The organism is Pseudomonas sp. FG36 (assembly GCF_057809275.1).
Window position 1 is genome coordinate 39,626 of the sequence record NZ_JBMDJQ010000031.1, and the last position, 23,434, is coordinate 63,059.

At 63.5% G+C, this 23,434-nt stretch carries 24 protein-coding genes; 14 read left to right on the plus strand and 10 right to left on the minus strand.

Annotated features, from left to right (window positions below; genetic code table 11):
* The first annotated feature begins 217 nt into the window (after nt 1-217).
* The 4 genes from ACODS9_RS20700 (at nt 218) to ACODS9_RS20715 (ending at nt 4,120) form a co-directional block, all read left to right on the plus strand.
* The gene (locus ACODS9_RS20700) at nt 218-2,416 is read left to right on the plus strand and encodes an OsmC domain/YcaO domain-containing protein (RefSeq protein ID WP_489094651.1); all 2,199 of its coding nucleotides are present in this window, start codon (nt 218-220) and stop codon (nt 2,414-2,416) included.
* Nucleotides 2,417-2,753: 337 nt separating this feature from the next.
* On the plus strand, nt 2,754-3,656 hold the full coding sequence (locus tag ACODS9_RS20705) for a DMT family transporter (protein ID WP_489094652.1): 903 nt from the start codon (nt 2,754-2,756) through the stop codon (nt 3,654-3,656).
* 132 nt (nt 3,657-3,788) lie between these two features.
* Nucleotides 3,789-3,932 carry a PA0050 family protein gene (locus ACODS9_RS20710; RefSeq protein ID WP_023630030.1) on the plus strand — a complete coding sequence of 48 codons (144 nt, stop codon included), beginning with the start codon at nt 3,789-3,791 and terminating at the stop codon, nt 3,930-3,932.
* Nucleotides 3,933-3,982: 50 nt separating this feature from the next.
* On the plus strand, nt 3,983-4,120 hold the full coding sequence (locus tag ACODS9_RS20715; protein WP_231867481.1) for a PA0050 family protein: 138 nt from the start codon (nt 3,983-3,985) through the stop codon (nt 4,118-4,120).
* Nucleotides 4,121-4,213: 93 nt separating this feature from the next.
* Here the strand turns inward: ACODS9_RS20715 and ACODS9_RS20720 are convergent, their stop codons facing one another.
* From ACODS9_RS20720 to ACODS9_RS20735, 4 genes are all read right to left on the minus strand, one after another.
* Complete coding sequence (locus ACODS9_RS20720; RefSeq protein ID WP_489094653.1) at nt 4,214-4,714, minus strand: cysteine hydrolase family protein; 501 nt, start codon at nt 4,712-4,714, stop codon at nt 4,214-4,216.
* A 91-nt stretch (nt 4,715-4,805) separates the two neighbouring features.
* Nucleotides 4,806-5,879 (minus strand): NAD(P)H-dependent flavin oxidoreductase, encoded by a 1,074-nt coding sequence (locus ACODS9_RS20725; RefSeq protein WP_489094654.1) that lies wholly within the window; start codon nt 5,877-5,879, stop codon nt 4,806-4,808.
* Nucleotides 5,880-5,908: 29 nt separating this feature from the next.
* Nucleotides 5,909-6,079, minus strand: coding sequence for a hypothetical protein (locus ACODS9_RS20730; protein WP_094011390.1), 171 nt, complete (start codon nt 6,077-6,079; stop codon nt 5,909-5,911).
* A 7-nt stretch (nt 6,080-6,086) separates the two neighbouring features.
* Nucleotides 6,087-6,389, minus strand: a complete 303-nt coding sequence (locus tag ACODS9_RS20735) for a DUF1883 domain-containing protein (RefSeq protein ID WP_046855131.1) — start codon at nt 6,387-6,389, stop codon at nt 6,087-6,089.
* 161 nt (nt 6,390-6,550) lie between these two features.
* Between ACODS9_RS20735 and ACODS9_RS20740 the strand changes: the two genes are divergently transcribed.
* The 7 genes from ACODS9_RS20740 (at nt 6,551) to ahpF (ending at nt 13,667) form a co-directional block, all read left to right on the plus strand.
* The gene (locus tag ACODS9_RS20740; RefSeq protein WP_046855132.1) at nt 6,551-6,910 is read left to right on the plus strand and encodes a hypothetical protein; all 360 of its coding nucleotides are present in this window, start codon (nt 6,551-6,553) and stop codon (nt 6,908-6,910) included.
* Between the two features lie 145 nt (nt 6,911-7,055).
* Nucleotides 7,056-7,706 (plus strand): c-type cytochrome, encoded by a 651-nt coding sequence (locus ACODS9_RS20745; protein ID WP_401111342.1) that lies wholly within the window; start codon nt 7,056-7,058, stop codon nt 7,704-7,706.
* Nucleotides 7,703-8,617 (plus strand): c-type cytochrome, encoded by a 915-nt coding sequence (locus ACODS9_RS20750; RefSeq protein ID WP_489094655.1) that lies wholly within the window; start codon nt 7,703-7,705, stop codon nt 8,615-8,617. Before ACODS9_RS20745 ends, ACODS9_RS20750 begins: the two co-directional genes overlap by 4 nt.
* A gap of 222 nt (nt 8,618-8,839) precedes the next feature.
* On the plus strand, nt 8,840-9,679 hold the full coding sequence (gene galU / locus ACODS9_RS20755; RefSeq protein WP_046855135.1) for a UTP--glucose-1-phosphate uridylyltransferase GalU: 840 nt from the start codon (nt 8,840-8,842) through the stop codon (nt 9,677-9,679).
* Between the two features lie 124 nt (nt 9,680-9,803).
* Nucleotides 9,804-11,159 carry a glutathione-disulfide reductase gene (gorA, locus tag ACODS9_RS20760; protein WP_102682875.1) on the plus strand — a complete coding sequence of 452 codons (1,356 nt, stop codon included), beginning with the start codon at nt 9,804-9,806 and terminating at the stop codon, nt 11,157-11,159.
* Nucleotides 11,160-11,415: 256 nt separating this feature from the next.
* Nucleotides 11,416-11,979: an alkyl hydroperoxide reductase subunit C gene (gene ahpC / locus ACODS9_RS20765; RefSeq protein WP_023631141.1), complete on the plus strand. Its 564-nt coding sequence runs from the start codon at nt 11,416-11,418 to the stop codon at nt 11,977-11,979.
* 125 nt (nt 11,980-12,104) lie between these two features.
* On the plus strand, nt 12,105-13,667 hold the full coding sequence (ahpF, locus tag ACODS9_RS20770) for an alkyl hydroperoxide reductase subunit F (RefSeq protein WP_489094656.1): 1,563 nt from the start codon (nt 12,105-12,107) through the stop codon (nt 13,665-13,667).
* A 72-nt stretch (nt 13,668-13,739) separates the two neighbouring features.
* Here the strand turns inward: ahpF and ACODS9_RS20775 are convergent, their stop codons facing one another.
* Nucleotides 13,740-14,921, minus strand: coding sequence for an MFS transporter (locus tag ACODS9_RS20775; protein ID WP_401111353.1), 1,182 nt, complete (start codon nt 14,919-14,921; stop codon nt 13,740-13,742).
* A 58-nt stretch (nt 14,922-14,979) separates the two neighbouring features.
* On the minus strand, nt 14,980-15,783 hold the full coding sequence (gene dkgB, locus ACODS9_RS20780; RefSeq protein WP_489094657.1) for a 2,5-didehydrogluconate reductase DkgB: 804 nt from the start codon (nt 15,781-15,783) through the stop codon (nt 14,980-14,982).
* Between the two features lie 298 nt (nt 15,784-16,081).
* On the opposite strand from dkgB, the gene ACODS9_RS20785 reads away from it, so the two are divergent.
* Complete coding sequence (locus tag ACODS9_RS20785) at nt 16,082-16,942, plus strand: AraC family transcriptional regulator (protein WP_489094658.1); 861 nt, start codon at nt 16,082-16,084, stop codon at nt 16,940-16,942.
* A gap of 66 nt (nt 16,943-17,008) precedes the next feature.
* Here ACODS9_RS20785 and ACODS9_RS20790 read toward each other — a convergent pair whose 3' ends face one another.
* Both ACODS9_RS20790 and ACODS9_RS20795 read right to left on the minus strand, forming a co-directional pair.
* Entirely contained in the window at nt 17,009-17,503 is a 495-nt protein-coding gene (locus ACODS9_RS20790) for a DUF934 domain-containing protein (protein ID WP_023629994.1), read from the minus strand.
* Nucleotides 17,487-19,139 carry a nitrite/sulfite reductase gene (locus ACODS9_RS20795; protein WP_046855144.1) on the minus strand — a complete coding sequence of 551 codons (1,653 nt, stop codon included), beginning with the start codon at nt 19,137-19,139 and terminating at the stop codon, nt 17,487-17,489. The genes ACODS9_RS20790 and ACODS9_RS20795 overlap by 17 nt, the downstream gene beginning before the upstream one ends.
* Nucleotides 19,140-19,355: 216 nt before the next feature.
* Here ACODS9_RS20795 and ACODS9_RS20800 point away from each other — a divergent pair, with 216 nt between their 5' ends.
* Nucleotides 19,356-20,432: an ABC transporter substrate-binding protein gene (locus ACODS9_RS20800; RefSeq protein WP_489094659.1), complete on the plus strand. Its 1,077-nt coding sequence runs from the start codon at nt 19,356-19,358 to the stop codon at nt 20,430-20,432.
* Between the two features lie 304 nt (nt 20,433-20,736).
* On the opposite strand, the gene ACODS9_RS20805 is transcribed toward ACODS9_RS20800, so the two are convergent.
* Nucleotides 20,737-20,955, minus strand: a complete 219-nt coding sequence (locus ACODS9_RS20805) for a DUF2970 domain-containing protein (RefSeq protein WP_094011402.1) — start codon at nt 20,953-20,955, stop codon at nt 20,737-20,739.
* A gap of 45 nt (nt 20,956-21,000) precedes the next feature.
* A complete protein-coding gene (locus tag ACODS9_RS20810) occupies nt 21,001-21,942 on the minus strand; it encodes a LysR family transcriptional regulator (protein ID WP_401111366.1) in 942 nt (313 codons plus the stop codon).
* Between the two features lie 140 nt (nt 21,943-22,082).
* Between ACODS9_RS20810 and ACODS9_RS20815 the strand changes: the two genes are divergently transcribed.
* Entirely contained in the window at nt 22,083-23,312 is a 1,230-nt protein-coding gene (locus ACODS9_RS20815) for an acyl-CoA dehydrogenase (protein WP_401111368.1), read from the plus strand.
* The last annotated feature ends 122 nt before the right edge of the window (nt 23,313-23,434 follow it).

Below are 23,434 nucleotides of genomic sequence, written 5' to 3' on the forward strand. Positions count from 1 at the left end.
AATAAGGCGGAAGGTGCTCTAGGAACGAATGGCCTGTGTTTCGGTTTACAGCCAGTGGTGAGCAGGGCGATTGTCTGGGCCGCGCTCCGTCGCGTCCCAGGGGCTAGCGGTAGGTAAGCCGATGGCTCCAATCTGCTGCTGGCCAACACTTTCCGGCAAAAATCCCGGATAATGCTCGCCATTTATCTGTTCCCGCCTGCTTTTGGTACCCCTGCGCATGGAAATCAAGGTCAATTTTCTCGACAACCTCCGTCTCGAAGCCAAGTTCGACGACTTCACGGTGATCGCCGACCAGCCGATCCGCTACAAGGGCGATGGCTCGGCCCCGGGGCCGTTCGACTACTTCCTGGCCTCGTCGGCCCTGTGCGCGGCGTACTTCGTCAAGCTGTACTGCCAGACCCGCGACATTCCGACCGAGAATATCCGCCTGTCGCAGAACAACATCGTCGACCCCGAGAACCGCTACAACCAGATCTTCAAGATCCAGGTCGAGCTGCCCGAGGACATCTCCGAGAAGGACCGCCAGGGCATCCTGCGCTCCATCGACCGTTGCACCGTGAAGAAAGTGGTGCAGACCGGCCCCGAGTTCATCATCGAGGAGGTCGACAACCTCGACGCCGATGCCCAGGCATTGCTGATGCCGGTGTCGGACACCACCACCTACATCCCCGGCAAGGACCTGCCGCTGGAGCAGACCATCGCCAACATGTCTGCCCTGCTGGCGGAGCTGGGGATGAAGATCGAGATCGCCTCGTGGCGCAACATCGTGCCCAACGTCTGGTCGCTGCACGTGCGCGACGCGCAGTCGCCGATGTGCTTCACCAACGGCAAGGGCGCGACCAAGGAAGCGGCGCTGGCCTCGGCGCTGGGTGAGTTCATCGAGCGCTTGAACTGCAACTTCTTCTACAACGATCAGTTCTGGGGCGAGGACATCGCCAACGCCGCGTTCGTGCACTACCCCAACGAGCAGTGGTTCAAGCCTGGGCCCAAGGACGCGCTGCCGGCCGAGATCCTCGATGATTACTGCCTTGAGATCTTCAACCCCGATGGCGAGCTGCGCGGCTCGCACCTGTACGACACCAACTCGGGCAACAAGGAGCGCGGTATCTGCTCGCTGCCGTTCGTGCGCCAGTCCGACGGCGAGACGGTGTACTTCCCGTCCAACCTGATCGAGAACCTGTACCTGAGCAACGGCATGAGCGCCGGCAACACCCTGGCCGAGGCGCAGGTGCAGTGCCTGTCGGAGATCTTCGAGCGGGCGGTCAAGCGCGAGATCCTCGAAGGTGAACTGTGCCTGCCGGACGTGCCGCAGGAGGTACTGGCCAAGTACCCGGGCATCGTCGCCGGCATCCAGGGGCTCGAGGAGCAGGGCTTCCCGGTGCTGGTCAAGGACGCGTCGCTGGGTGGTGAGTTCCCGGTGATGTGCGTGACCCTGATGAACCCGCGCACCGGCGGCGTGTTCGCTTCGTTCGGTGCCCATCCGAGCTTCGAGGTGGCGCTGGAACGCAGCCTTACCGAACTGCTTCAGGGCCGTAGCTTCGAGGGCCTGAACGATCTGCCGCAGCCGACCTTCGACAGCCTGGCGCTGACCGAGCCGAACAACTTCGTCGAGCACTTCATCGACTCCAGCGGCGTGGTGTCGTGGCGCTTCTTCAGCGCCAAGGCCGACTTCGAGTTCGTCGAGTGGGACTTCTCGGGCCACGGCGAGGACTCCAACCAGCAGGAGGCGCAGACGCTGTTCGGCATCCTCGAGGACCTAGGCAAGCAGGTGTACATGGCCGTTTACGACGACCTCGGCGCCACCGCCTGCCGAATTCTGGTGCCGGGTTATTCGGAGATCTACCCGGTCGAGGACCTGATCTGGGACAACACCAACCGGGCGCTGGGCTTCCGTGCCGACATCCTCAACCTGCACAAGCTGGACAACCGCTCGCTGAAGCTGCTGCTCAAGCGTCTGGACAATGCCGAGGTGGACGACTACACCACCATCACCACGCTGATCGGCGTCGAGTTCGACGACAACACGGTGTGGGGCCAGCTGACCATCCTCGAGCTGAAACTGCTGATTCACCTGGTGCTGCAGCGCTTCGAGGACGCCAAGGAGCTGGTCGAGATGTTCCTGCAGTTCAACGACAACACCGTCGAGCGCGGGCTGTTCTACCAGGCGCTGAACGTGGTGCTGGAGGTGATGCTGGACGATGAGCTGGAGATGACCGACTACGAGGCCAACTTGCGCCGCATGTTCGGTAACGAGCGGATGGACGCCGTGCTGGGCTCGGTGGACGGCAGCGTGCGTTTCCATGGCTTGACCCCCACCAGCCTGAAGCTCGAGGGGCTGGACCGCCACCTGCGCCTGGTCGAGAGCTACAAGAAGCTGCACGCCGCACGGGCGAGGGCGGCCGGGCTGCACAACTGATCACGTCTTGAATGCCAAGGGCCGCGTAAAGCGGCCCTTTTCATTTGTAACGGAGTTCTCTGTAGGCGCGCATTGTCATTGTCGTTTCCCGTCGCATGGTGCGTCGCAATCAGACAAGCACCTGTCTGCGCCAATCTGCTTGCGTGGCTCTTGGATCTGAATAATTGATCCATCGGTCAACCCCGCGCCAAGGGCTGGCTGGCGCAACAGATTCGAGTAAGCAGCCTCGCCTCACAATTCCAACGCTGCGGCGCCCCACAACTACAGCCCCAGAAACCCATGACGCACACGCGGCCGGCCACGGCAGCGACGTGCGCGCTTGTGAGACTTGACTGCCATGATCGCTACTTCCGTTTCCGCCGCCGATACATCGGGCGGCCATCGCAATGCGTTGCTTGTCGCCCATCTCGCGGCGATCCTGTTCGGCCTGACCGGCATCCTCGGCGCGCTGATCCAGGCCGATGCCAGCCTGATCACCGTTGGCCGCGCCACCTTCGCCTTCATTGCCCTGGGCTTTGTCGCCGGGCTCAAGGGCACCCGCCTGCTCGATGCGCTGAAGCGGCGCAACCTGCCGGTGCTGGTGCTGACCGGCGCATTGTTGGCGGCGCACTGGCTGACCTTCTTCGTGGCCGTCAAGGCCGGGGGTGTGGCGGTGGCCACCCTGGGCTTTGCCAGTTTCCCGGCCTTCATCGCACTGATCGATGTGCTGGTGTTCCGTGAACGCATTGGTGGCGTCGAGACGCTGTTGCTGCTGATGGTCACGGCAGGCCTGGTACTCGTGGTGCCGTCGTTCGACCTGCTCGACAGTGGCACCCAGGGTTTGTTGTGGGGCCTGGCCTCGGGGCTGTCGTTCGCCTTGCTGGCGGTGGCCAACCGCCGTCGCCCGGCCGGCATGAACGCGATGCAGGTGGCGTTCTGGCAGAACCTGGTGGTGGCACTGCTGGTGGCACCGCTTGCGTTCAACCACCTGGAAGGAGCCCGCCTGGATGGCGCCGACTGGGTCAACCTCGCCTTGCTGGGCGTATTCTGCACCGGGCTTGCGCAGTTCCTGTTCGTCAAGAGCCTCGAGGGTCTGGAGGCACGCACGGCGGGCATGATCCTGGCCCTGGAGCCGGTGTATGCCATCGCCGGTGCCTGGTGGTTGTTCGCTGAACAGCCATCACCACGCATGGCCGCGGGGGCGGCATTGATCGTGCTGGCGACCGTGTGCTGCGCCTGGCGCAAGGCGCCGATGCACTGAGCTTTGATTTCCCGCTGCGACGATGAACCACAGTGGCGTAATGAGCGGGGTTGGTCTTAGCTGTTGCGGGCCCGGCGAGCGGTTGTCGCCCGTTGGGGAAGGATCGTCAGGGATAGGCCCAAGGAGGGTTGGATGAACAGGAAAATGCTGGCTGGCGCGATACTGCTGTGGATGTGCTCGATGACGGCGCAGGCCGATTGCGCGGTACTGGGACCCTGGGAGGACCCTTGTGCCGGCCCGGTGCTGGGCCCGACGACTTGCGTGTGCGAGCGCTGATCACAGCGAAGGTGCAGGGAAGAATCAATCATTGACCAGGAGGTTTACCCATGAAGAAAGTCATGCTGGCTGTACTGCTGCTGTGGGGCTTTTCCGTGACGGCCCAGGCGTCGTGCCCGGTGTTCGGCCCGGGCAAAGACCCTTGCGCGGGGCCTGTGTTCGGGCCTTCCACCTGCGAGTGCCCTTGACTCCATGGCCGCCTGAGACAGCAGGCGCGAGCTTGCGCGGCGGATAACGGGCGAAGCCAGGCCGGGCTGGCTACACAACGATCACCACGTGTTTCAGGGGCTTGGAACATCTCGCTGATCGTGCAGCCCGGCCAGCACCTCGGCGGCGGTGGTGACGTGACCGAAGTGGTGTTTCCACAGGTCGATGCCCAACTGCCCGGAGCGGTCCAGCGAGGAACCCATGGTCAGGTCGGTGACCAGTGTCGGGGTAAGCCCCGCATCGAACAGGGCGAAGCCTGCGGCCAGCACGCAGGTCTCGGTCTGCAGCCCGCAGACCAGCACACGCTCGACGCCGAGGCTTTTGATGTAGTCGAGTGTCTCGGCGGTCTGGCCGTAGCCATGCTTGACGAACACCTTGTCCGCCTCGACCAGGGCCACGTCCTCGTTGGCCGGGTGCCAACCGAGCTGGCGCTGGAAAGGTGTGACCTGCTCGTCGTGCAGTTCGACCGAAGCGATCGTGGGGATGTGCGCGGACAACACGCGGATGCCGTCCACCAGTTTCTCGGAAGGGCTGAAGGTGGATTGCACATCGACGATGAGCAGGACTTGCTGCATGGCGGTTTCCCGGGCGAGGTTCGAAAGCTGGCGAGTATACCGCCGCACGCCGGGTTATTGCGGCAAGGGCCTCTCTATGAACGTGTCGCGTTCACCGGACAATCCGCTTCAGGGCCTCGCCTGCAATTTCGCGAGTCAGTGCCTCTGCACCCATATGCCTTCCCAGGCGCAATGCCTGCCCGGACCACAGGTTGCTGAAATCACTGTTGCCTTGCGGGTCGGTGATCGCGCGCAGCGGCATCAGCGCGCCGCCGGCCAACGGGAAACGCGGGGCGAGGGCGCTCATCGGGCCCAGCTCGCGCATGAGGCGGTTGTTGATGCCGCGGGCCGGGCGGCCGGTGAACAGGTTGGTCAGCGCGGTATCGCTGGCGGGGGCACTGTCCAGGGCGCGGCGGTGCGCAGGTGACACCTTGGCCTCGGGGCAGAACAGGTAGGCGGTGCCGATCTGCACGGCCGAGGCGCCCAGGGCCAGGGCGGCGAGCAGGCCGCGGTGATCGGCCACGCCGCCTGCCGCGATCACCGGCAGGCTCACCGCGTCGACGATCTGCGGCACCAGGGCGAAGGTGCCGATCTGGCTGGTGATGTCGTTGCTGAGGAACATGCCGCGATGGCCGCCGGCCTCATAGCCCATGGCGATGATCGCGTCGCAGCCGTGCTGTTCCAGCCAGATCGCTTCCTCCACCGTGGTGGCGCTGGACAGCACCTTGGCGCCTGCCGCCTTGACCCGCTGCAGCAGCGCCGGCGCTGGCAGGCCGAAGTGGAAGCTCACCACTTCCGGGCGCAGTTCCTCCACCAGCTTGCAGCTTTGTTCGTCAAAGGGCGCGCGATTGGACACCGGCGTTGGCGCCTCGAAGTCCGCGCCGACTTCATCGTAGAAGGGCTTTAGCGCCTGTTTCCAGCGAGCGTCCTGCTCGGGGTCTGGCGCCGGCGGTTGATGGCAGAAGAAGTTCAGGTTGAGCGGACCCTGGCAGGCGGCGCGGAAGGCGTCGATTTCGCCACGCAGCTGCTCGCTGGAGAGCATGGCGCAGGGCAGGGCGCCCAGGCCCCCGGCATTACCGACGGCAATGGCCATGGCTGAGCCAGTGGCGCCGGCCATGGGCGCCTGGAGGATGGGCAGCTCGATGCCAAGCAGATCGAGGATGCGGCGGTCTTGCCAGGTGCTCATGGGCGACTCCTTGAGTGCGGCCAGCGTTGCTACAGGGCCTTGCTGACCTGGATGTCGCTGATCTTGTCGGCGTCGTCGCCATGGATCTTGCGCAGGGCTTCCTGTGCCTGCTCCAGGGAGGCGTCGGGCATCAGGGCGAAATCCCAGCGGCGTTCGCCGTCGAGTTTGTACTTGATCACGTACTTGATGGTCTGGGTCATGCTGGCCTCATCCGAGTTTCGACGACGAGCGACGAATGATCTTGATCTTGTGGGTCAGGGTTGGCTTGCGCGTCACGGAGATCGGGCGGGTGGTCACGGTGTCGATGGTGATGTTCCAGAAACCGGTGCTGGGAACGGTGATCTTCGCCGGGAATTTCTCGAAGTGGCCGCCGTGGTAGGTATGCCGGCCGCCATTCTTGAAGCTGCGGAAGTTGGCGTCGTTCATCAGGCGGATGTTGCAGCGCTGGGAACACTCGATGACGACGATATCGTCCTCGTTCAGGTGTTCGCGCTGGTGTACGAATTTCATGGGGCGCTCCGCAAGGATTGTTTCTGCAAACGCGAAAGATATCACGATGTGAGGTTACACTTGCGCCCGGGCTGACCAAGCCAAGGAGATTTCCGCCAGACGTGGGAGCAAAAACGCCTGGACGTGGTCAGAGGATGACTTTGAAGTTGGAGAGTGTGTGCATGAAATGGGTAGTAGCGGCAGCGGTGCTGGCATTGGGAGGCTGTGTCAGCGTGACGGAACTCGAGCAGTCCCACGCCACCTTGGACGTGATCTCTGGCAAGACGCCACGTGAGTACGCCGACTGCGTGAAGGGCAAGCTGGCTGAAACGCGCGATCCGTTGCAAGAGGAGGTGCGCGGGGAAAACCTGCGCCTGACCGTGCCGCAGAAGCTGACGGCTGGCGTCGGCCCGGCGGCGTTGCTCGATATCGACAAGCGGGGCAGCGGCAGCGCGATCAAGGTCTACGAGCGGTTGAACAACTTCCCGCTGCGCCTGGGCGACGTGCGCACTGCCGCAACCCAATGCATCTCCGGTTCTTGATCCAGCTCAGTTAATCGGTAATTAGCTGGCGTATTGCCATTTTCCTTCCCGGCGGCACGTTGTCGCAGGCCGGGGAATAGGCCTAGTATTTCTGGGCTTATATCGTTTGAGCCTAAGCTTATAACAAGGAAATGGAGCCTCCGTGATGAAACCCCTGAGCCATGTCGTGATCGGCAGCCTGCTGATCTTGGCCTGGCCCTCGGCGCACGCTGCCGACGGCCAGAAAATCTTCAATCAGGGCGGGCAGAATCCCGCCGCCATGGCTTGCCTCGGCTGCCATGGCCCGGACGGCAAAGGCATCGCCGCCGCCGGCTTTCCCCGCTTGGCCGGCTTGCCTGCCGGTTATCTGAGCAAGCAATTGCAGGACTTTCGCAGTGGCAGCCGCAAGCAGGCGGTGATGGAGCCCCTGGCCAAAGCCCTGGACGATGCGGAAATCGAAGCGATCAGCGTCTACCTTGCCAAGCTGCCGGCTGATACCGCACCTGACACGCGTCGCCAGCAGATCGCCACCGATCCGGTGGCCCGCCTGGCCATCTATGGCGACTGGAGCCGCAAGATTCCTGGTTGCGTGCAGTGCCATGGCCCGGGTGGCAGCGGTGTCGGCGAGCACTTCCCGCCGTTGGCCGGGCAGCCGGCTGGCTACCTGGTGGCACAGCTCAACGCCTGGCGCGATGGCAGCCGCAGCAACGACCCCAACCAGCTGATGGTGGATGTCGCCAAAGCGATGACCGATGCCGAGGTCAAGGCGGTTGCCGACTACTTCGCACAGCCGGCAAGCCAGGAGGCCAAGCCATGAAAACCCTTATGCCAAGCCTGTTGCTGCTGGTCATGGGCGCTGCCCAGGCCGCCCCTATCGCCATGGAAGACCAGTCCCAGCTCAAGGTGCCGGGCGTGCAGGCGGCTCCGCAATTCGTACCGCCCGCAGAAAGCGCCATCCCGGACAACGCCTTTGGCAAGATGGTCCGTGAAGGGCATGCGCTGTTCGTCGATACCCGCAGGCTGATGCCCGAAGCCGTCGGCAATGGCCTGAACTGCAGCAACTGCCATCTCGACCAGGGCCGCCTGTTCCATTCCGCGCCGCTTTGGGGCGCCTATCCGATGTACCCGGCGTACCGCAAGAAAAACGACAAGGTCAACACCTTCGCCGAACGTATCCAGGGCTGTTTCAGCTTCAGCATGAACGGCAAGCCGCCGGCGGCCGACAGCCCGCAGATGACCGCGTTGAGCGTTTATGCCTACTGGCTTTCGACCCAGGCGCCGACGGGGGTGGAGATCGCCGGTCGCGGCTACCCGGAAGTGCCGAAGCCCAAGGATGGCTACGACTTCAAGCGCGGCAAGCAGGTGTATGACGAACAATGCGCGATCTGTCACGGCGGCAACGGCGAAGGGCAGAAGGTGGCCGGGGAGTACGTGATGCCGCCGTTGTGGGGCAAGGACTCGTACAACTGGGGGGCCGGCATGCACCGGATCAACACGGCGGCGTCGTTCATCAAGTACAACATGCCATTGGGCAAGCCCGGCAGCCTGAGCGACCAGCAGGCCTGGGACGTGGCAGCCTGGATCAATCGCCATGAGCGGCCGCAGGATCCGCGCCTGGTCGAGGGCTCGATCGAGAAGACCCGGCTGAAGTTCCATGCCAATGACGGGGTCAACCTGTATGGGCAGAAAGTCGATGGCGTTCTGATCGGACAGGGCATCGGTGGCTGAGCTGATCCGATGAAAGGCCAAGCCCGCAGCCATGGTCGTTTCACGGGTGCGGGCCGGCTCTGTGGCAAGCCGTCGGGCGCTTAATATCCATGCCCTTGCGGAACTAACTACACTGGAATGTCTCTATGATGGCATCGGCCGCTGCGGGGGGCATTGTAAGGTGACCGCCGCCTGATTAGACTGCGCCGAATTTCGTACGCAAAGCCCTTGTTAAGGACGTATATGATCAAGAAATGCTTGTTCCCGGCAGCCGGTTACGGCACTCGTTTCCTGCCCGCTACCAAAGCCATGCCCAAGGAAATGCTGCCGGTGGTCAACAAGCCACTGATCCAGTATGGCGTTGAAGAAGCACTGGACGCCGGCCTGAATGAAATTTCCATCGTCACCGGCCGTGGCAAGCGCGCCCTGGAAGACCACTTCGACATCAGCTACGAGCTGGAAAACCAGATCAAGGGCACCGACAAGGAAAAATACCTGGTCGGCATCCGTCGTCTGCTGGACGAGTGCTCGTTCGCCTACACCCGCCAGACCGAAATGAAAGGCCTGGGTCACGCTATCCTCACCGGCCGCCCGCTGATCGGTGACGAGCCGTTCGCCGTGGTACTGGCCGACGACCTGTGCGTCAACCTCGAAGGTGATGGCGTGCTCGCGCAAATGGTCGCGCTGTACAAGAAGTACCGCTGCTCGATCGTTGCCATCCAGGAAGTAGACCCGCAAGAAACCAACAAGTACGGCGTTATCGCCGGTGAAGAGATCAAGGACGGCATCTTCCGTGTGGATTCCATGGTCGAGAAACCGAAGCCGGAAGACGCACCGTCGAACCTGGCCATCATCGGCCGTTACATCCTGACCCCGGATATCTTCGAGAAAATCGAACAGACCGAACCAGGCAAGGGCGGCGAGATCCAGATCACCGACGCGCTGATGAAACAGGCCGCCGAAGGCAACGTGATCGCCTACAAGTTCAAGGGCAAGCGTTTCGACTGCGGTGGCGCCGAAGGCTACATCGAGGCGACCAACTTCTGCTTCGAGAACTTCTACAAGACCGGCAAGGCTTACTAAGCCACAAGCTTTAAGCTTCAAGCGGCAAGAACTGGCGCGCGTCTGCTTGTACTTGTCGCTTGGCGCTTGCAGCTAGCCACGAAAAGAGCCACCCTCGGGTGGCTTTTTTTGTGGAGTCTGGAAAGTGGCCTACGATTTTGATCTGTTCGTGATTGGTGCCGGTTCCGGCGGTGTGCGCGCGGCGCGATTCGCCGCGGGCTTCGGTGCCAAGGTGGCGGTGGCCGAGAGCCGTTACCTGGGGGGCACCTGCGTCAACGTCGGCTGCGTGCCGAAGAAACTGCTGGTGTACGGCGCCCATGTGGCCGACGAGCTGGAACAGGCCGCGGGCTTCGGTTGGACCCTCGAGGAGGGGCATTTCGACTGGGGTACGCTGATCGCCAACAAGAACCGCGAGATCGAGCGCCTCAACGGCATCTATCGCAACTTGCTGGTCAACAGTGGCGTCACCCTGCTGCAGGGGCATGCCCGGATCACCGGCGCCAATGAAGTGGAGGTCGAGGGCCAGCGCTACACGGCGGCCACCATTCTGATCGCCACCGGTGGCTGGCCACAGGTGCCCGACATCCCCGGCAAGGAGCTGGCGATCACCTCCAACGAAGCCTTCTACCTCAAGGCATTGCCACGTCGCGTGCTGGTAGTGGGGGGCGGTTATATCGCCGTGGAGTTCGCCGGCATCTTCCAGGGCCTGGGCGCCGCTACCACGCTGCTGTATCGCGGCGACCTGTTCCTGCGCGGTTTCGACGGCTCGGTGCGCACGCACCTGAAGGAAGAACTGGAAAAGCGTGGCATGGACCTTCAGTTCAACGCCGATATCCAGCGCATCGACAAACTCGATGACGGCAGCCTCAAGGCCACCCTCAAGGATGGTCGCGAGCTGGTGGCCGATTGCATCTTCTACGCCACCGGTCGGCGGCCGATGCTGGACAACCTGGGCCTGGAGAACACCGGGGTGGAGCTGGATCCGCGTGGTTTCATCCGAGTCGATGAGCAGTTCCAGACCACCGAACCTTCGATCCTGGCCATCGGCGATGTGATCGGCCGTGTGCAACTGACGCCGGTGGCCCTGGCCGAAGGCATGGCCGTGGCCCGACGTCTGTTCAAGCCTGAGCAGTACCGTCCTGTCGATTACCAGAATATCCCGACGGCGGTGTTCAGCCAGCCGCCGATCGGCACCGTGGGCCTGACCGAGGAACAGGCGTTGGCCGCCGGGCACAAGGTGCAGATCTTCGAGAGCCGCTTCCGGGCGATGAAGCTGACCCTCACCGACATCCAGGAGAAGACCCTGATGAAGCTGGTGGTCGACGCCGAGACCGACAAGGTCCTGGGTTGCCACATGGTCGGCCCGGATGCCGGCGAAATCATCCAGGGGCTGGGTATCGCCCTGAAGGCCGGGGCGACCAAGCAGCAGTTCGACGAAACCATCGGCGTGCACCCGACCGCCGCCGAAGAATTCGTGACCATGCGTACCGTCACTCGCTGATACGCCTTGTCGCGGGGCAGGCCCGCTCCCACGCCAGGTATCGCCGGGCATGGGAGCGGGCTTGCCCCGCGATGCTTTTGACCCCGCGCAATCCTTTGCTCAGCCCAATCCCTTCTATTAATAATCCCGCCTTATAGCCAAAACCAATCGCGAGCATGAGCTTTGCCAATGAGCCTTTAACGGGACCAGCGGTTAGGATTCTCTCCGTCAACTGATTTCAACTCATTGAAATTCAATCCATGAAGGAGCGTCTCTCATGCCTATCATCAACAGCCAGGTCAAACCGTTCAACGCCACCGCCTACCACAACGGCGAGTTCGTCCAGGTCAGCGAAGCCGACCTGAAAGGCAAGTGGTCCGTCGTATTCTTCTACCCGGCCGACTTCACTTTTGTCTGCCCGACCGAGCTGGGCGACCTGGCCGACAACTACGCCGAGTTCCAGAAACTGGGCGTGGAAATCTACGGCGTGTCCACCGACACCCACTTCACCCACAAAGCCTGGCACGACACCTCGGACACCATCGGCAAGATCAAGTACCCGCTGATCGGTGACCCGACCCACGTCATCTCGCGCAACTTCGACGTGCTGATCGAGGAAGCCGGCCTGGCCGATCGCGGTACCTTCGTGATCAACCCGGAAGGCCAGATCAAGATCGTCGAACTGAACGACGGTGGTGTAGGCCGCGATGCTGCCGAGCTGCTGCGTAAAGTCAAAGCTGCCCAGTACGTTGCCGCTCACCCAGGCGAAGTCTGCCCGGCCAAGTGGAAAGAAGGCGAAGCCACTCTGGCACCGTCGCTCGACCTGGTCGGCAAGATCTAAGTCGATGCACACCCCGCGGGCGGTAGACAGCCGCCAAAGCTGAAGCAGTTACCGCCCCGTAAAAACGCCCGGGCGATCTCGCCTGGGCGTTTTTGTATCCGAGTTTTGAAAAAGGAATCGCCCGTATGTTGGACGCCACGCTTAAATCGCAACTGAAAACCTACCTGGAGCGGGTCACCCAGCCGATCGAGATCGTTGCCTCCCTCGACGACGGCGCGAAGTCCCGCGAATTGCACGACCTGCTGGTGGAAATCGCCGGCCTGTCGAACCTGATTACCTTCAGCGCGGACGGCGCCAACACCCGTCGCCCTTCGTTCTCGCTGAACCGCCCAGGGTCTGATATCAGCCTGCGCTTCGCCGGCATCCCCATGGGCCACGAGTTCACCTCCCTGGTGCTGGCGCTGCTGCAAGTCGGTGGCCATCCCTCCAAGGCCAGTACCGAAGTGATCGAGCAGATCCAGGCGCTGGAAGGCGAGTTCACCTTCGAGACCTACTTCTCGCTGTCGTGCCAGAACTGCCCGGACGTGGTCCAGGCGCTGAACCTGATGGCGGTGCTCAACCCCAATGTGCGCCACGTCGCCATCGACGGCGCGTTGTTCCAGGATGAAGTCGAAGCCCGCAAGGTCATGGCCGTGCCGAGCATCTACCTGAACGGCGAAGTGTTCGGCCAGGGCCGTATGGGTCTGGAAGAGATTCTTGGCAAGATCGACACCAATGCCGGCGCCCGCCAGGCCGAGAAGATCAACGCCAAGGACGCCTTCGACGTGCTGGTGGTCGGCGGTGGCCCGGCCGGTGCCGCCGCAGCGATCTACGCCGCCCGCAAAGGCATCCGTACCGGTGTTGCTGCCGAGCGTTTCGGCGGCCAGGTGCTCGACACCCTGGCCATCGAGAACTTCATCTCGGTGCAAGAGACCGAAGGGCCTAAGCTGGCCACGGCCCTGGAAGAGCACGTCAAGCAGTACGACGTCGACATCATGAACCTGCAACGCGGCGAAGCGTTGATCCCGGCCAGCGACGGCGGCCTGCACGAAGTACGCCTGGCCGGGGGCGCCTCGCTCAAGGCCAAGACCGTGATCCTGGCCACCGGTGCCCGCTGGCGTGAAATGAACGTGCCGGGCGAGCAGCAATACCGCGCTCGCGGCGTGGCCTACTGCCCGCACTGCGACGGCCCGCTGTTCAAGGGCAAGCGCGTGGCGGTGATCGGTGGCGGCAACTCCGGCGTGGAAGCGGCCATCGACCTGGCCGGTGTCGTTGCCCAGGTGACCCTGATCGAGTTCGACAGCCAGCTGCGTGCCGACGCCGTGTTGCAGCGCAAGCTGCACAGCCTGCCGAACGTCAAGGTGATCACCAGCGCGCTGACCACCGAGGTGGTTGGTGACGGTGAAAAGGTCACCGGCCTGCGCTACAAGGACCGCAGCACCGAGGCGCTGCATGACCTGGCGCTGGAAGGCATCTTCGTGCAGATCGGCTTGCTGCCCAACACCGATTGGCTCAAGGGCACCGTGGAGCTGTCGCCGCGCGGCGAGATCATCGTCGACGCCAAGGGCCAGACCAGCATCCCGGGTGTGTTCGCTGCCGGTGACGTGACCACGGTGCCGTACAAGCAGATCGTCATCGCCGTGGGCGAGGGCGCCAAGGCTTCGCTGGCCGCCTTCGATCACCTGATCCGTACTTCGGCACCGGCCTGACCGGCTGCGGGGGCAACGCAAGAACGCCGCCATCCCTCAGGGGTGGCGGCGTTCTTGTTTGTTTCGGCTGTCTCAGGCCATATTGCCCAAGGCTTCGTCGGTGGCCTTGCCACGCCCGCCCAGCCACACCAGCAGCAACCCGGCCGCCGCCAGCAGGCCACCGGCCATCGGCACCGCCGCGTAACCCAGATCCAGGCTGATCACCGCGCCACCCAGGGCCGCGCCCACGGCATTGCCCAGGTTGAACGCGCCGACATTGATCGACGACGCCAGCCCCGGCGCTTCGGCTGCGGCGATCATCACCCGCATCTGCAGCGGCGGAACCACAGCGAAGGTGAATACCCCCCAGACCAGCAGCGCGAGCGCCGCGCCGACATGGCTGCCCAGTACCAGCGGCATCAGCAGCATGATTGCTGCCAGAGCGCCGAGGAAGATCCGTGCGGCACCGTCCAGCGACCAGTCGGCCAGCTTGCCACCCAGGCTGTTGCCCAAGGTGAAGCCGACGCCAATCAGCACCAGGCCAAGGGTGACGAAACTGGCGGAGGCGCCGGTCAGCTCGGCGAGCACCGGTGCGACATAGGTGTACAGGGTGAACATGGCGCCTGCGCCGAGCACGGTGGTGGCCATGGCCAGCAGCACGTTGGGGCGGGCGATTACCGCCAGCTCCTTGCGGACATGGGGCACGTTGCCGCGCTCGCCCTTGGGCAGCGCATACCACAGGGCGGCGATGGCCAGCAGGCCGAGCACCGCGGTGCCGGCAAAGGCCATGCGCCAGCCGACCTGCTGGCCGAGCCAGGTGGCGGCCGGCACGCCGCCGATGTTGGCGATGGTCAGGCCCATGAACATGGTGGCCACCGCGCTGGCCTGCTTGTCCCGGGGCACCACGCTGGCGGCCACCACCGCGCCCAGGCCGAAGAAGGCGCCATGGTTGAGGCTGGTGATCAGACGTGAGACAAGCAGGGTGTAGTAGTCCGGCGACAGCGCCGACAGCAGGTTGCCGAGGGTGAAGATGCCCATCAGCATCATCAGCGCGGCACGCTTGCCGAAGCGGCTGAACAGCAAGGTCATGATCGGCGCGCCGACCATGACGCCGATGGCATAGGCGGTGATCAGCATGCCGGCGCTGGGAATGCTGGCGCCGACGCCGTCGGCGATCACCGGCAGCAGGCCCATGGGGGTGAATTCGGTGGTGCCGATGCCGAAGGCGCCGATGGCCAGGGCGAACAGCACCCGTCCGGGGGAAAGCGTGCTCATTGGGAGCTCCGAAAAAGCGGTTGAAATCAGGGAGGTGGGCCTCCATGCCCGAAGGATATCAGTCCCAGGCCGGTGCCAGGCCGTCCGGGCTGACTTCACGGCCGTCGCGCTCCAGGGTGGCGATGCGCGCCATGTCGTCGGCGTCCAGGCGCAGGCTCTGGGCGAGCAGGTTGCTGGCCAGGTTCTCGCGCTTGGTCGATGAAGGGATCACCGCGTAGCCCAGTTGCAATGCCCAGGCCAAGGCCACCTGGGCCACGGTGGCCTTGTGCTTGGCGGCGATTTGCGCCAGCAGCGGATCCTTCAGGACCTTGCCATAGGCCAGGGTCATGTAGGAGGTTGTGGTGATACCTTGTTCCGCGAGGAAGGCGGTGAGCTTGCGGTTTTGCAGATACGGGCTGAGCTCGATCTGGTTGGTGGCGATCTCGCCCTGGCCGACCGCTTCGATGGCCTGGCGGGTCAGTTCGATGTTGAAGTTGGAGATGCCGATCTGGCGGGTCAGGCCCTGGCGCCTGGCCTCGGCCAGGGCCTGCATGTATTCGGGCAGCTCGACGCCATTGCCTGGGGCCGGCCAGTGGATCAGCAGCAGGTCGACATGCTCGGTGCGCAGCTTGGCCAGGCTCTCGCGCAAGCTGGGGATCAATTTGTCGGCGGCGTAGTTGTCGACCCAGATCTTGGTGGTGATGAACAATTCGTCGCGCGGCACGCCGCTCTCGGCGATGGCCTGGCCGACCTCGGCCTCGTTCTTGTAGATCTGCGCGGTGTCGATGGCGCGGTAGCCCAGCTCCAGCGCCGACTTGACCGAGTCGATGACGGCCTGGCCGGTGAGGCGGAAGGTACCCAGGCCAAAGGATGGAATGCTCATGGATGTGCTCCTGTCGAGTGAATGCGTGCAGTGTGCGCGGTTCGGCGGGATTGATTAAGGCCTCGGCAAAACAAGGTCCTTTGAGCTGGAGTCATGAATGCGGGGCTGGGTTGTGATCAGAGCGTGACAATAATGGCGTACACGCGTGCGGGAGATACGCTGGATAGCACGGCTTTGCTGGTGATCGCGGCCAGGCCAGGACTACCTGAGAATGTTGTGATTGAGCAAGTGCGGCTAGGCGGGATCATGGCAGGATCGACGAAGCTGTGGCCTGCCGTATTTCCAGGAGCAACCTGATTTGTCAGTCAATGCCCTTTACCAGCAGCGGTTCGAGACCGTACTGGCCTATATCGAGGACAACCTCGAAGGTGACCTGTCGGTGGAGGCCTTGAGCGCCGTGGCACATTTTTCGGCGTTTCATTTTCACCGTCAGTTCAGTGCCTATGTGGGCGTCCCGGTTGCCCGTTATGTGCAACTGATGCGCCTGCGCCGTGCGGCGCATCGGTTGGTCGGCCAGCCCGAACACTCGGTGCTGGACGCGGCCCTGGCGGCGGGCTTCGAAAGCCCCGAGGCATTCAGCAGGGCGTTCAGGCGGGCCTTTGGGCATGCGCCCAGCGCGTTTCGCCGCCAGCCCGACTGGCAGGTGTGGAATACGGTGTTTGCCATCCCTCATTTTTCCAGGAGCATCACCATGCAGGTACGAATCGTCGATTTCGCCGCCGTGCGCCTTGCCGCGCTCGAGCATCGGGGGCCGCCGAGCCAGGTCAGCGAATCCGTGCGCCGGTTCATCGACTGGCGCATGAGCAGCGGGCAATCGCCCGTGGCCAGCAGCCGCAGTTTCGGCATCCCCTACAACAATCCGGACACTACCGCGCCGGAAGACTTCCGCTTTGCCATCTGCGGGGAAATCCATGAGGCCGTGGCGCCGAATGCTCAAGGCGTCTGCGAGTCGAGCCTACCCGCGGGGCGCTGCGCAGTGGTGCGCCATGTCGGCTCCCCGGACCACATCGGCGAGACGATCTACCCGATCTACCGCGACTGGCTGCCGGGAAGTGGCGAGGAACTGCGCGATCACCCGTTGTTCTTCCATTACCTGAGCATCTACCCGCAGACGCCGCTGGAGCAGTGGCAGACGGATATCTATGTGCCGTTGCGTTAACGCGCAGCCGATCCGCAAATGAAACGGCCCGCCATAAGGCGGGCCGTTCAATGCAGCAGGCGACGATCAGCGGCGGCGGAACAGCGGCAGCGGTTCGTCGGTGGCGCCCTGGTAGGTCACCGAGAAGTCCTTCAGGCTCTGCAGCGCGTCTTCCGGGTCCTTGTCGGCACGGATGGCGAACGCGTCGAAACCGCAGCGGGCCATGTAGAACAGCTGGTCGCGCAGCACGTCGCCAATGGCGCGCAGCTCGCCCTTGAACTTGTAGCGGTCACGCAGCAGGCGCGCATTGGAGTAGCTGCGCCCGTCGGTGAAGGCCGGGAAGTTCAGGGCGATCACCTGGAAGTGCTCGACGTGCTCGCCGATTTCCTCGGCTTCTTCGTCGCTGTCCAGCCAGATGCCCAGGCCGCCGTCGCGGGCCTTGAGCAGGCTCGGATGGTCGCGCCACAGCTGCAGCGGCACGATGTAGTCGTCGCAGTTGGTCAGTTCGTCGATCGAGACGTCCTTGGGCAGCAGGTGCCAGGTTTCGTCGACGATCTGGTTGTTCTTAATGATTCGCTGCATAGACGCGTTCCTTGAAGGGGTCGATGCCGATCCGCTGGTAGGTGTCGATGAAGCGCTCGTCTTCGGTGCGCCGCTCGACGTACACATTGATCAGCTTCTCGATCACGTCGGCCATGTCGTCCTGGGCGAAGGAGGGGCCGAGGATCTTGCCCAGGCTGGCGTCGCGCGCGGCATTGCCGCCCAGCGAGACCTGGTAGAACTCCTCACCCTTCTTGTCCACGCCAAGGATGCCGATGTGGCCGACGTGGTGGTGGCCGCAGGCGTTCATGCAGCCGGAGATGTTCAGGTCGAGCTCGCCGATGTCGAACAGGTAGTCCAGGTCGTCGAAGCGGCGCTGGATGGATTCGGCGATCGGGATCGACTTGGCGTTGGCCAGCGAGCAGAAGTCACCGCCCGGGCAGCAGATGATGTCGGTCAGCAGGCCGATGTTCGGGGTGGCGAAGCCTTGCTCGCGCAGTTCCAGCCACAGCGCGTGCAGTTGACGCTGCTCGACGTCGGCGAGGATGATGTTCTGCTCGTGGGAGGTGCGCAGGTAGCCGAAGCTGTAGCGCTCGGCCAGGTCGGCGACCGCGTCGAGCTGCTTGTCGGTCAGGTCGCCCGGGGCGACGCCGGTGGGCTTGAGCGACAGGGTCACGGCGACATAGCCCGGCTTCTTGTGCGCGCGGGTGTTGCGCGAGCGCCAGCGGGCGAAGCCCGGATGCTCGGCGTCCAGCGCGCTGAAGTCGGTGTTGTCCAGGGCCAGGTACTCGGGGTCGACGAAGTGGCGGGCGACGCGCTGTACTTCGGCCTCGGTCAGGGTGGTGTTGCCGCCACGCAGGTGGACCATCTCGGCCTCGACCTTCTCGGCGAACACTTCCGGGGTGAGGGCCTTGACCAGGATCTTGATCCGCGCCTTGTACTTGTTGTCACGACGACCGTAACGGTTGTACACGCGCAGGATGGCGTCCAGGTAGCTGAGCAGGTCCTGCCAGGGCAGGAACTCGTTGATGAACGCGCCGATCACCGGGGTACGGCCCAGGCCGCCACCGACCAATACGCGGAAGCCCAGTTCGCCTGCGGCGTTGCGCACCGGCTCCAGGCCGATGTCGTGCACCTCGATGGCGGCGCGGTCGTCACTCGAACCGTTGACGGCGATCTTGAACTTGCGTGGCAGGTAGGCGAATTCCGGGTGGAAGGTGGTCCACTGGCGGACGATCTCGCACCACGGGCGCGGGTCGACCAACTCGTCGGCGGCGACACCGGCGAACTGGTCGGTGGTGACGTTGCGCAGGCAGTTGCCGCTGGTCTGGATCGCGTGCATCTGCACGGTGGCCAGCTCGGCGAGGATCTCGGGGATGTCTTCGAGCGCCGGCCAGTTGTACTGCACGTTCTGGCGCGTGCTGATGTGCGCGTAGCCCTTGTCGTAGTCGCGGGCGATCTTCGCCAGCATGCGGGTCTGACGTGCGTTCAGCTGGCCATAGGGCACGGCGACTCGCAACATCGGCGCGAAACGTTGGATATACAGGCCGTTCTGCAGGCGCAGAGGGCGGAATTCTTCTTCGCTCAGCTCACCGGCCAGGTAGCGGCGGGTCTGATCACGGAACTGCTTGACGCGGTCCTCGATGATCCGCTGATCGTACTCGTCGTATACGTACATATAAGTCCTGTCTCAGGCTGCATGCAGCTAATCGCGCGCACGGCCGCGCACTCCGGGGCGGAGCGGAGGAACGATAGCAGAGTGGGTTTATGCGCTAAAGTGATGTTTTTGCATATGAAAAGAACCATTTGGACTAAGTGAGACTGACTGGCATTTGTCCGCTGCGGTACATCGCAGGGCTATAATCCGGGATTTGCTTCGCAGGGATGTAACAGCATGCTCAAGGCCTTGTGCCAGAGCCTGTGCCTGAGCCTGCCACTGGCAGCGAGCGCGCAGGCCGCTTCGGTGGTATTTCTCAACCCGGGCTATTCCGATGAAACGTTCTGGGTCGACTATTCACGCTTCATGCAGGCCGCCGCCAGCGACCTGGGCATGACCTTGCGCGTGCAGTACAGCGAGCGTCGCGCCGACCTTGCGCTGAACCAGGCTCGGGAGGCGCTGCAAGGACCGCAGCGTCCGGACTACCTGGTGCTGGTCAACGAGCTGTATATCGCCCCCGAGATCATCCGCCTGTCGCGGGGGACTGGGGTCAAGCTGTTTCTGGTCAACAACGGCCTCACCGACAGCCAGGCACACAGTGTCCAGGCGCAGCCGGACAAGTATCCTGAAGTGCTCGGCACGTTGGTCAGCAACGACGAGGAGGCCGGCTACCAGATGCTCAAGGCGCTGGCAGCGCAACTGCCTGCCGCAGCCGGGCCGGTCGACCTGCTGGCCTTCGCCGGGGTCAAGACCACGCCGGCCTCGCAGTTGCGCGTGCAGGGCATGCGCCGGGCACTGGCCGAGTTCCCCCAGGTGCGCCTGCGCCAGGTGGTGTACGGCGGCTGGAGCCGCCAACGCGCCTTCGAACAGGCGCAGATGCTGCTCGAGCGCTACCCCGACACCCGCCTGGTGTGGGCGGCCAACGACCAGATGGCGTTCGGTGCCATGCAAGCGTTCGAGGCGTTGGGCAAGGTGCCGGGGCGCGATGCCCTGTTCAGCGCGGTCAACAGCTCGCCCGAGGCGCTGCGCGCGCGTATCGACGGGCGTTTGAGCGTGCTCATGGGTGGGCATTTCACCTTGGGCGGCTGGGCCATGGTCATGCTGCATGACGATGCCCAAGGGCTGGCGGTGGACCGCGACGGCCAGCGCGAGCACAGCGCGCCCGCGCTGCAACTGATCGACCCGGCCAAGGCCAGGCGCTGGCTCAAGCTGCTGGAGCAGGATGGCCACGGTATCGACTTCCACCGTTTCAGCGCCGAAGGGCGGCCGGCGGATTTCCGCTACCCGTTTCTCACGTCACCCGTCGAGTATTGAAAGACCCTGCTTGAGCGAAGGGCATTGCTGGACTTAACTGCTGCTTGTGAAGTGCATTCCCATAACCACTACAAGAGGCAATGCAATGGGAAACTCTACCAAGGTCCGCAAAGCTGACAGCAGTGTCGATGCCTGGGCGATCCTGTGTCTGATCGTGCTGGTGGTGGTCACCGCGGTGTACTGGGTCAGCCATCAATAGCGGATAACTGCTCAAGACCGTGAGAAACACCTGAACCGCCCGCGGAAGGGATATCCGCGGGCGGATTGCTTTTTGGCAAGCAGTATTGGCGGATTTGCCCTGCGATCAACGCGCCGTCAGGTGCATCGCCAACTGCACCAGGCCTATCAGCACGAAAATGAAGATCAGCGTGAACACTGTCCCCATCACGATGAAATGGCTGGCCTTGCCGTAGGTGAAGTCGCGGGCGCGGTTCTTGCCGCTTTGCACGCCAAACGCCGCGGCAAGGATGCTCTGCAGCATCTGCCAGAAGGTCGGTGGCTTGCCATGTTGGCTGTCGTCCATGAGTGGCTCCTGGGTTCAGAGGCAATCACCGACAGTGTAGGCGACTCAGGCCGATGCGATTGCCGGGCTTGCCTGCTCCTGGTCGTCCTGGGCCACCACCCGCTCGCACAATTCGATGATCTGCTCGCGCATCCAGCGGTTGGCCGGGTCCTGGTCGGTGCTTTCGTGCCAATAGAGGTGGGTCTCCAGTGCCGGTACCTCCACCGGCAGCGGTTGATGGCGCAACTGGTGGCGGCGGGCGAAACGCTCGGGCACGGTCATGACCATGTCGGTCTGCTGCAGTACCTGGGAGGCCATCAGGTAGTGCTGCGAACGCAGGGCGACACGGCGCTGCACACCCATCTTGCCCAGGGCCAGGTCCACGTAGCCCAGGCCGTTGCGACGGCTGGAGATATGGATGTGGGTCATGGCCAGGTAGCTGTCCAGGGTCAGCTTGCTGTCGGCCTGGGGGTGGCCGGGGCGCATGGCGCAGACGTAGCGGTCCTGCATGAGCTTGACGTGACGCACCTGCGGGTCGGTGTTCAGCGGCGCGTCGACGGCGAAGTCCAGGCGCCCGGCGGCCAGTTCCTTGGTGGTCTCGCGGCGCTTGCACAGGAAACTCTCGATCACCAGTGCCGGGGCGAGCCGTCGCAGGCGCTGGAACAGCGGCGGCAGGATCACCGCCTCGGTGAGGTCGGTCATGCTGATGCGGAAGGTCTTGCTCGCCTGCAGCGGGGTGAAGATGCGGCTTTCCTGTACCGAGGTGCGCAGCAGCGACAGCGCGTTGCGCACCGGGCCAATGATGTTCTGCGCCATGGGCGTGGGCACCATGCCCTGGGCGGTGCGCACGAACAGCGGGTCGTTGAACGTCTCGCGCAACCGTGACAGGGCGTTGGACACCGCCGGCTGGGTGATGCCGACGATCTGCCCGGCGCGGGTCAGGTTGGCTTCGGTGTAGATCGCATCGAAGACGATGAACAGATTGAGGTCGACCTTGCTGAGGTTCATGGGCGCCGCTCTTTGTTGGAGTTATGGATCGATCATATATTGGTTATGAATGTTTATACACGAAGAAAATAGACTAGGTGGATGAAGGGTGGCTGTTCTAGGCTCAGGTCCATGTTCTTCATTGACGGAAGGTAGCCCCGATGGATTTCGCCTATTCGCCCAAGGTCCAGGCACTGCGCGAGCGCGTCAGCGCATTCATGGATGCATACGTCTACCCGGCCGAGCCGGTGTTCGAGCGCCAGGTCGCCGAGGGCGACCGCTGGCAGCCTACCGCGATCATGGAGGAGCTCAAGGCCAAGGCCCGCGAGGAAGGGCTGTGGAACCTGTTCCTGCCCGAATCCGAATATGGCGCAGGGCTGAGCAACCTTGAGTACGCGCCGTTGGCCGAGATCATGGGCCGCTCGCTGCTGGGGCCCGAGCCGTTCAACTGCTCGGCGCCGGACACCGGCAACATGGAAGTGCTGGTGCGCTACGGCAGCGAGGCGCAGAAGCGCCAGTGGCTCGAGCCGCTGCTGCGCGGCGAGATCCGTTCGGCGTTCGCCATGACCGAGCCGGACGTGGCCTCTTCGGATGCCACCAACATGGCCGCCACGGCCGTGCGCGATGGTGACGAGTGGGTGATCAACGGCCGCAAGTGGTGGACCTCCGGCGCCTGCGACCCGCGCTGCAAGGTGATGATCTTCATGGGCCTGTCCAACCCCGACGGCCAGCGTCATCAACAGCACTCGATGATCCTGGTGCCCACCGACGCAGCCGGCGTGAAGATCGTCCGCCCATTGCCGGTTTTCGGCTACGACGACGCGCCACATGGTCATGCCGAAGTGTTGTTCGAGAACGTGCGGGTACCTTACGAGAACGTGCTCCTTGGCGAAGGCCGTGGCTTCGAGATCGCCCAGGGCCGCCTCGGGCCTGGGCGCATCCACCACTGCATGCGTTCGATCGGCATGGCCGAACGCGCCCTGGAGCTGATGTGCAAACGCTCGGTCGAGCGCACCGCGTTCGGCCGGCCGCTGGCGCGGCTGGGTGGCAACGTCGACAAGATTGCCGACTCGCGGATGGAGATCGACATGGCCCGGCTGCTGACCCTGAAGGCCGCCTACATGATGGATACCGTCGGCAACAAAGTGGCGCGCAGCGAGATCGCCCAGATCAAGGTGGTGGCGCCGAACGTGGCACTGAAGGTGATCGACCGGGCCATCCAGATCCATGGCGGGGCAGGGGTGAGCGGTGATTTCCCGCTGGCCTACATGTACGCGATGCAGCGCACCCTGCGCCTGGCCGACGGACCGGATGAGGTGCATCGGGCGGCGATCGGCAAGTATGAGATTGGCAAGTATGTGCCGAAGGAGATGTTGCGTAGCGGGCAGTGAAAATATCAGCTGTGTAGTTCGTTTTCGCATTATGTGTAGGGCATTTCCCAAACGCCGGACTGCCCCCGTGTTTTCGCCCTGAGTGCTGCTAGTTTCCGCTGCTTTGCATCTGCAGAGGGAAA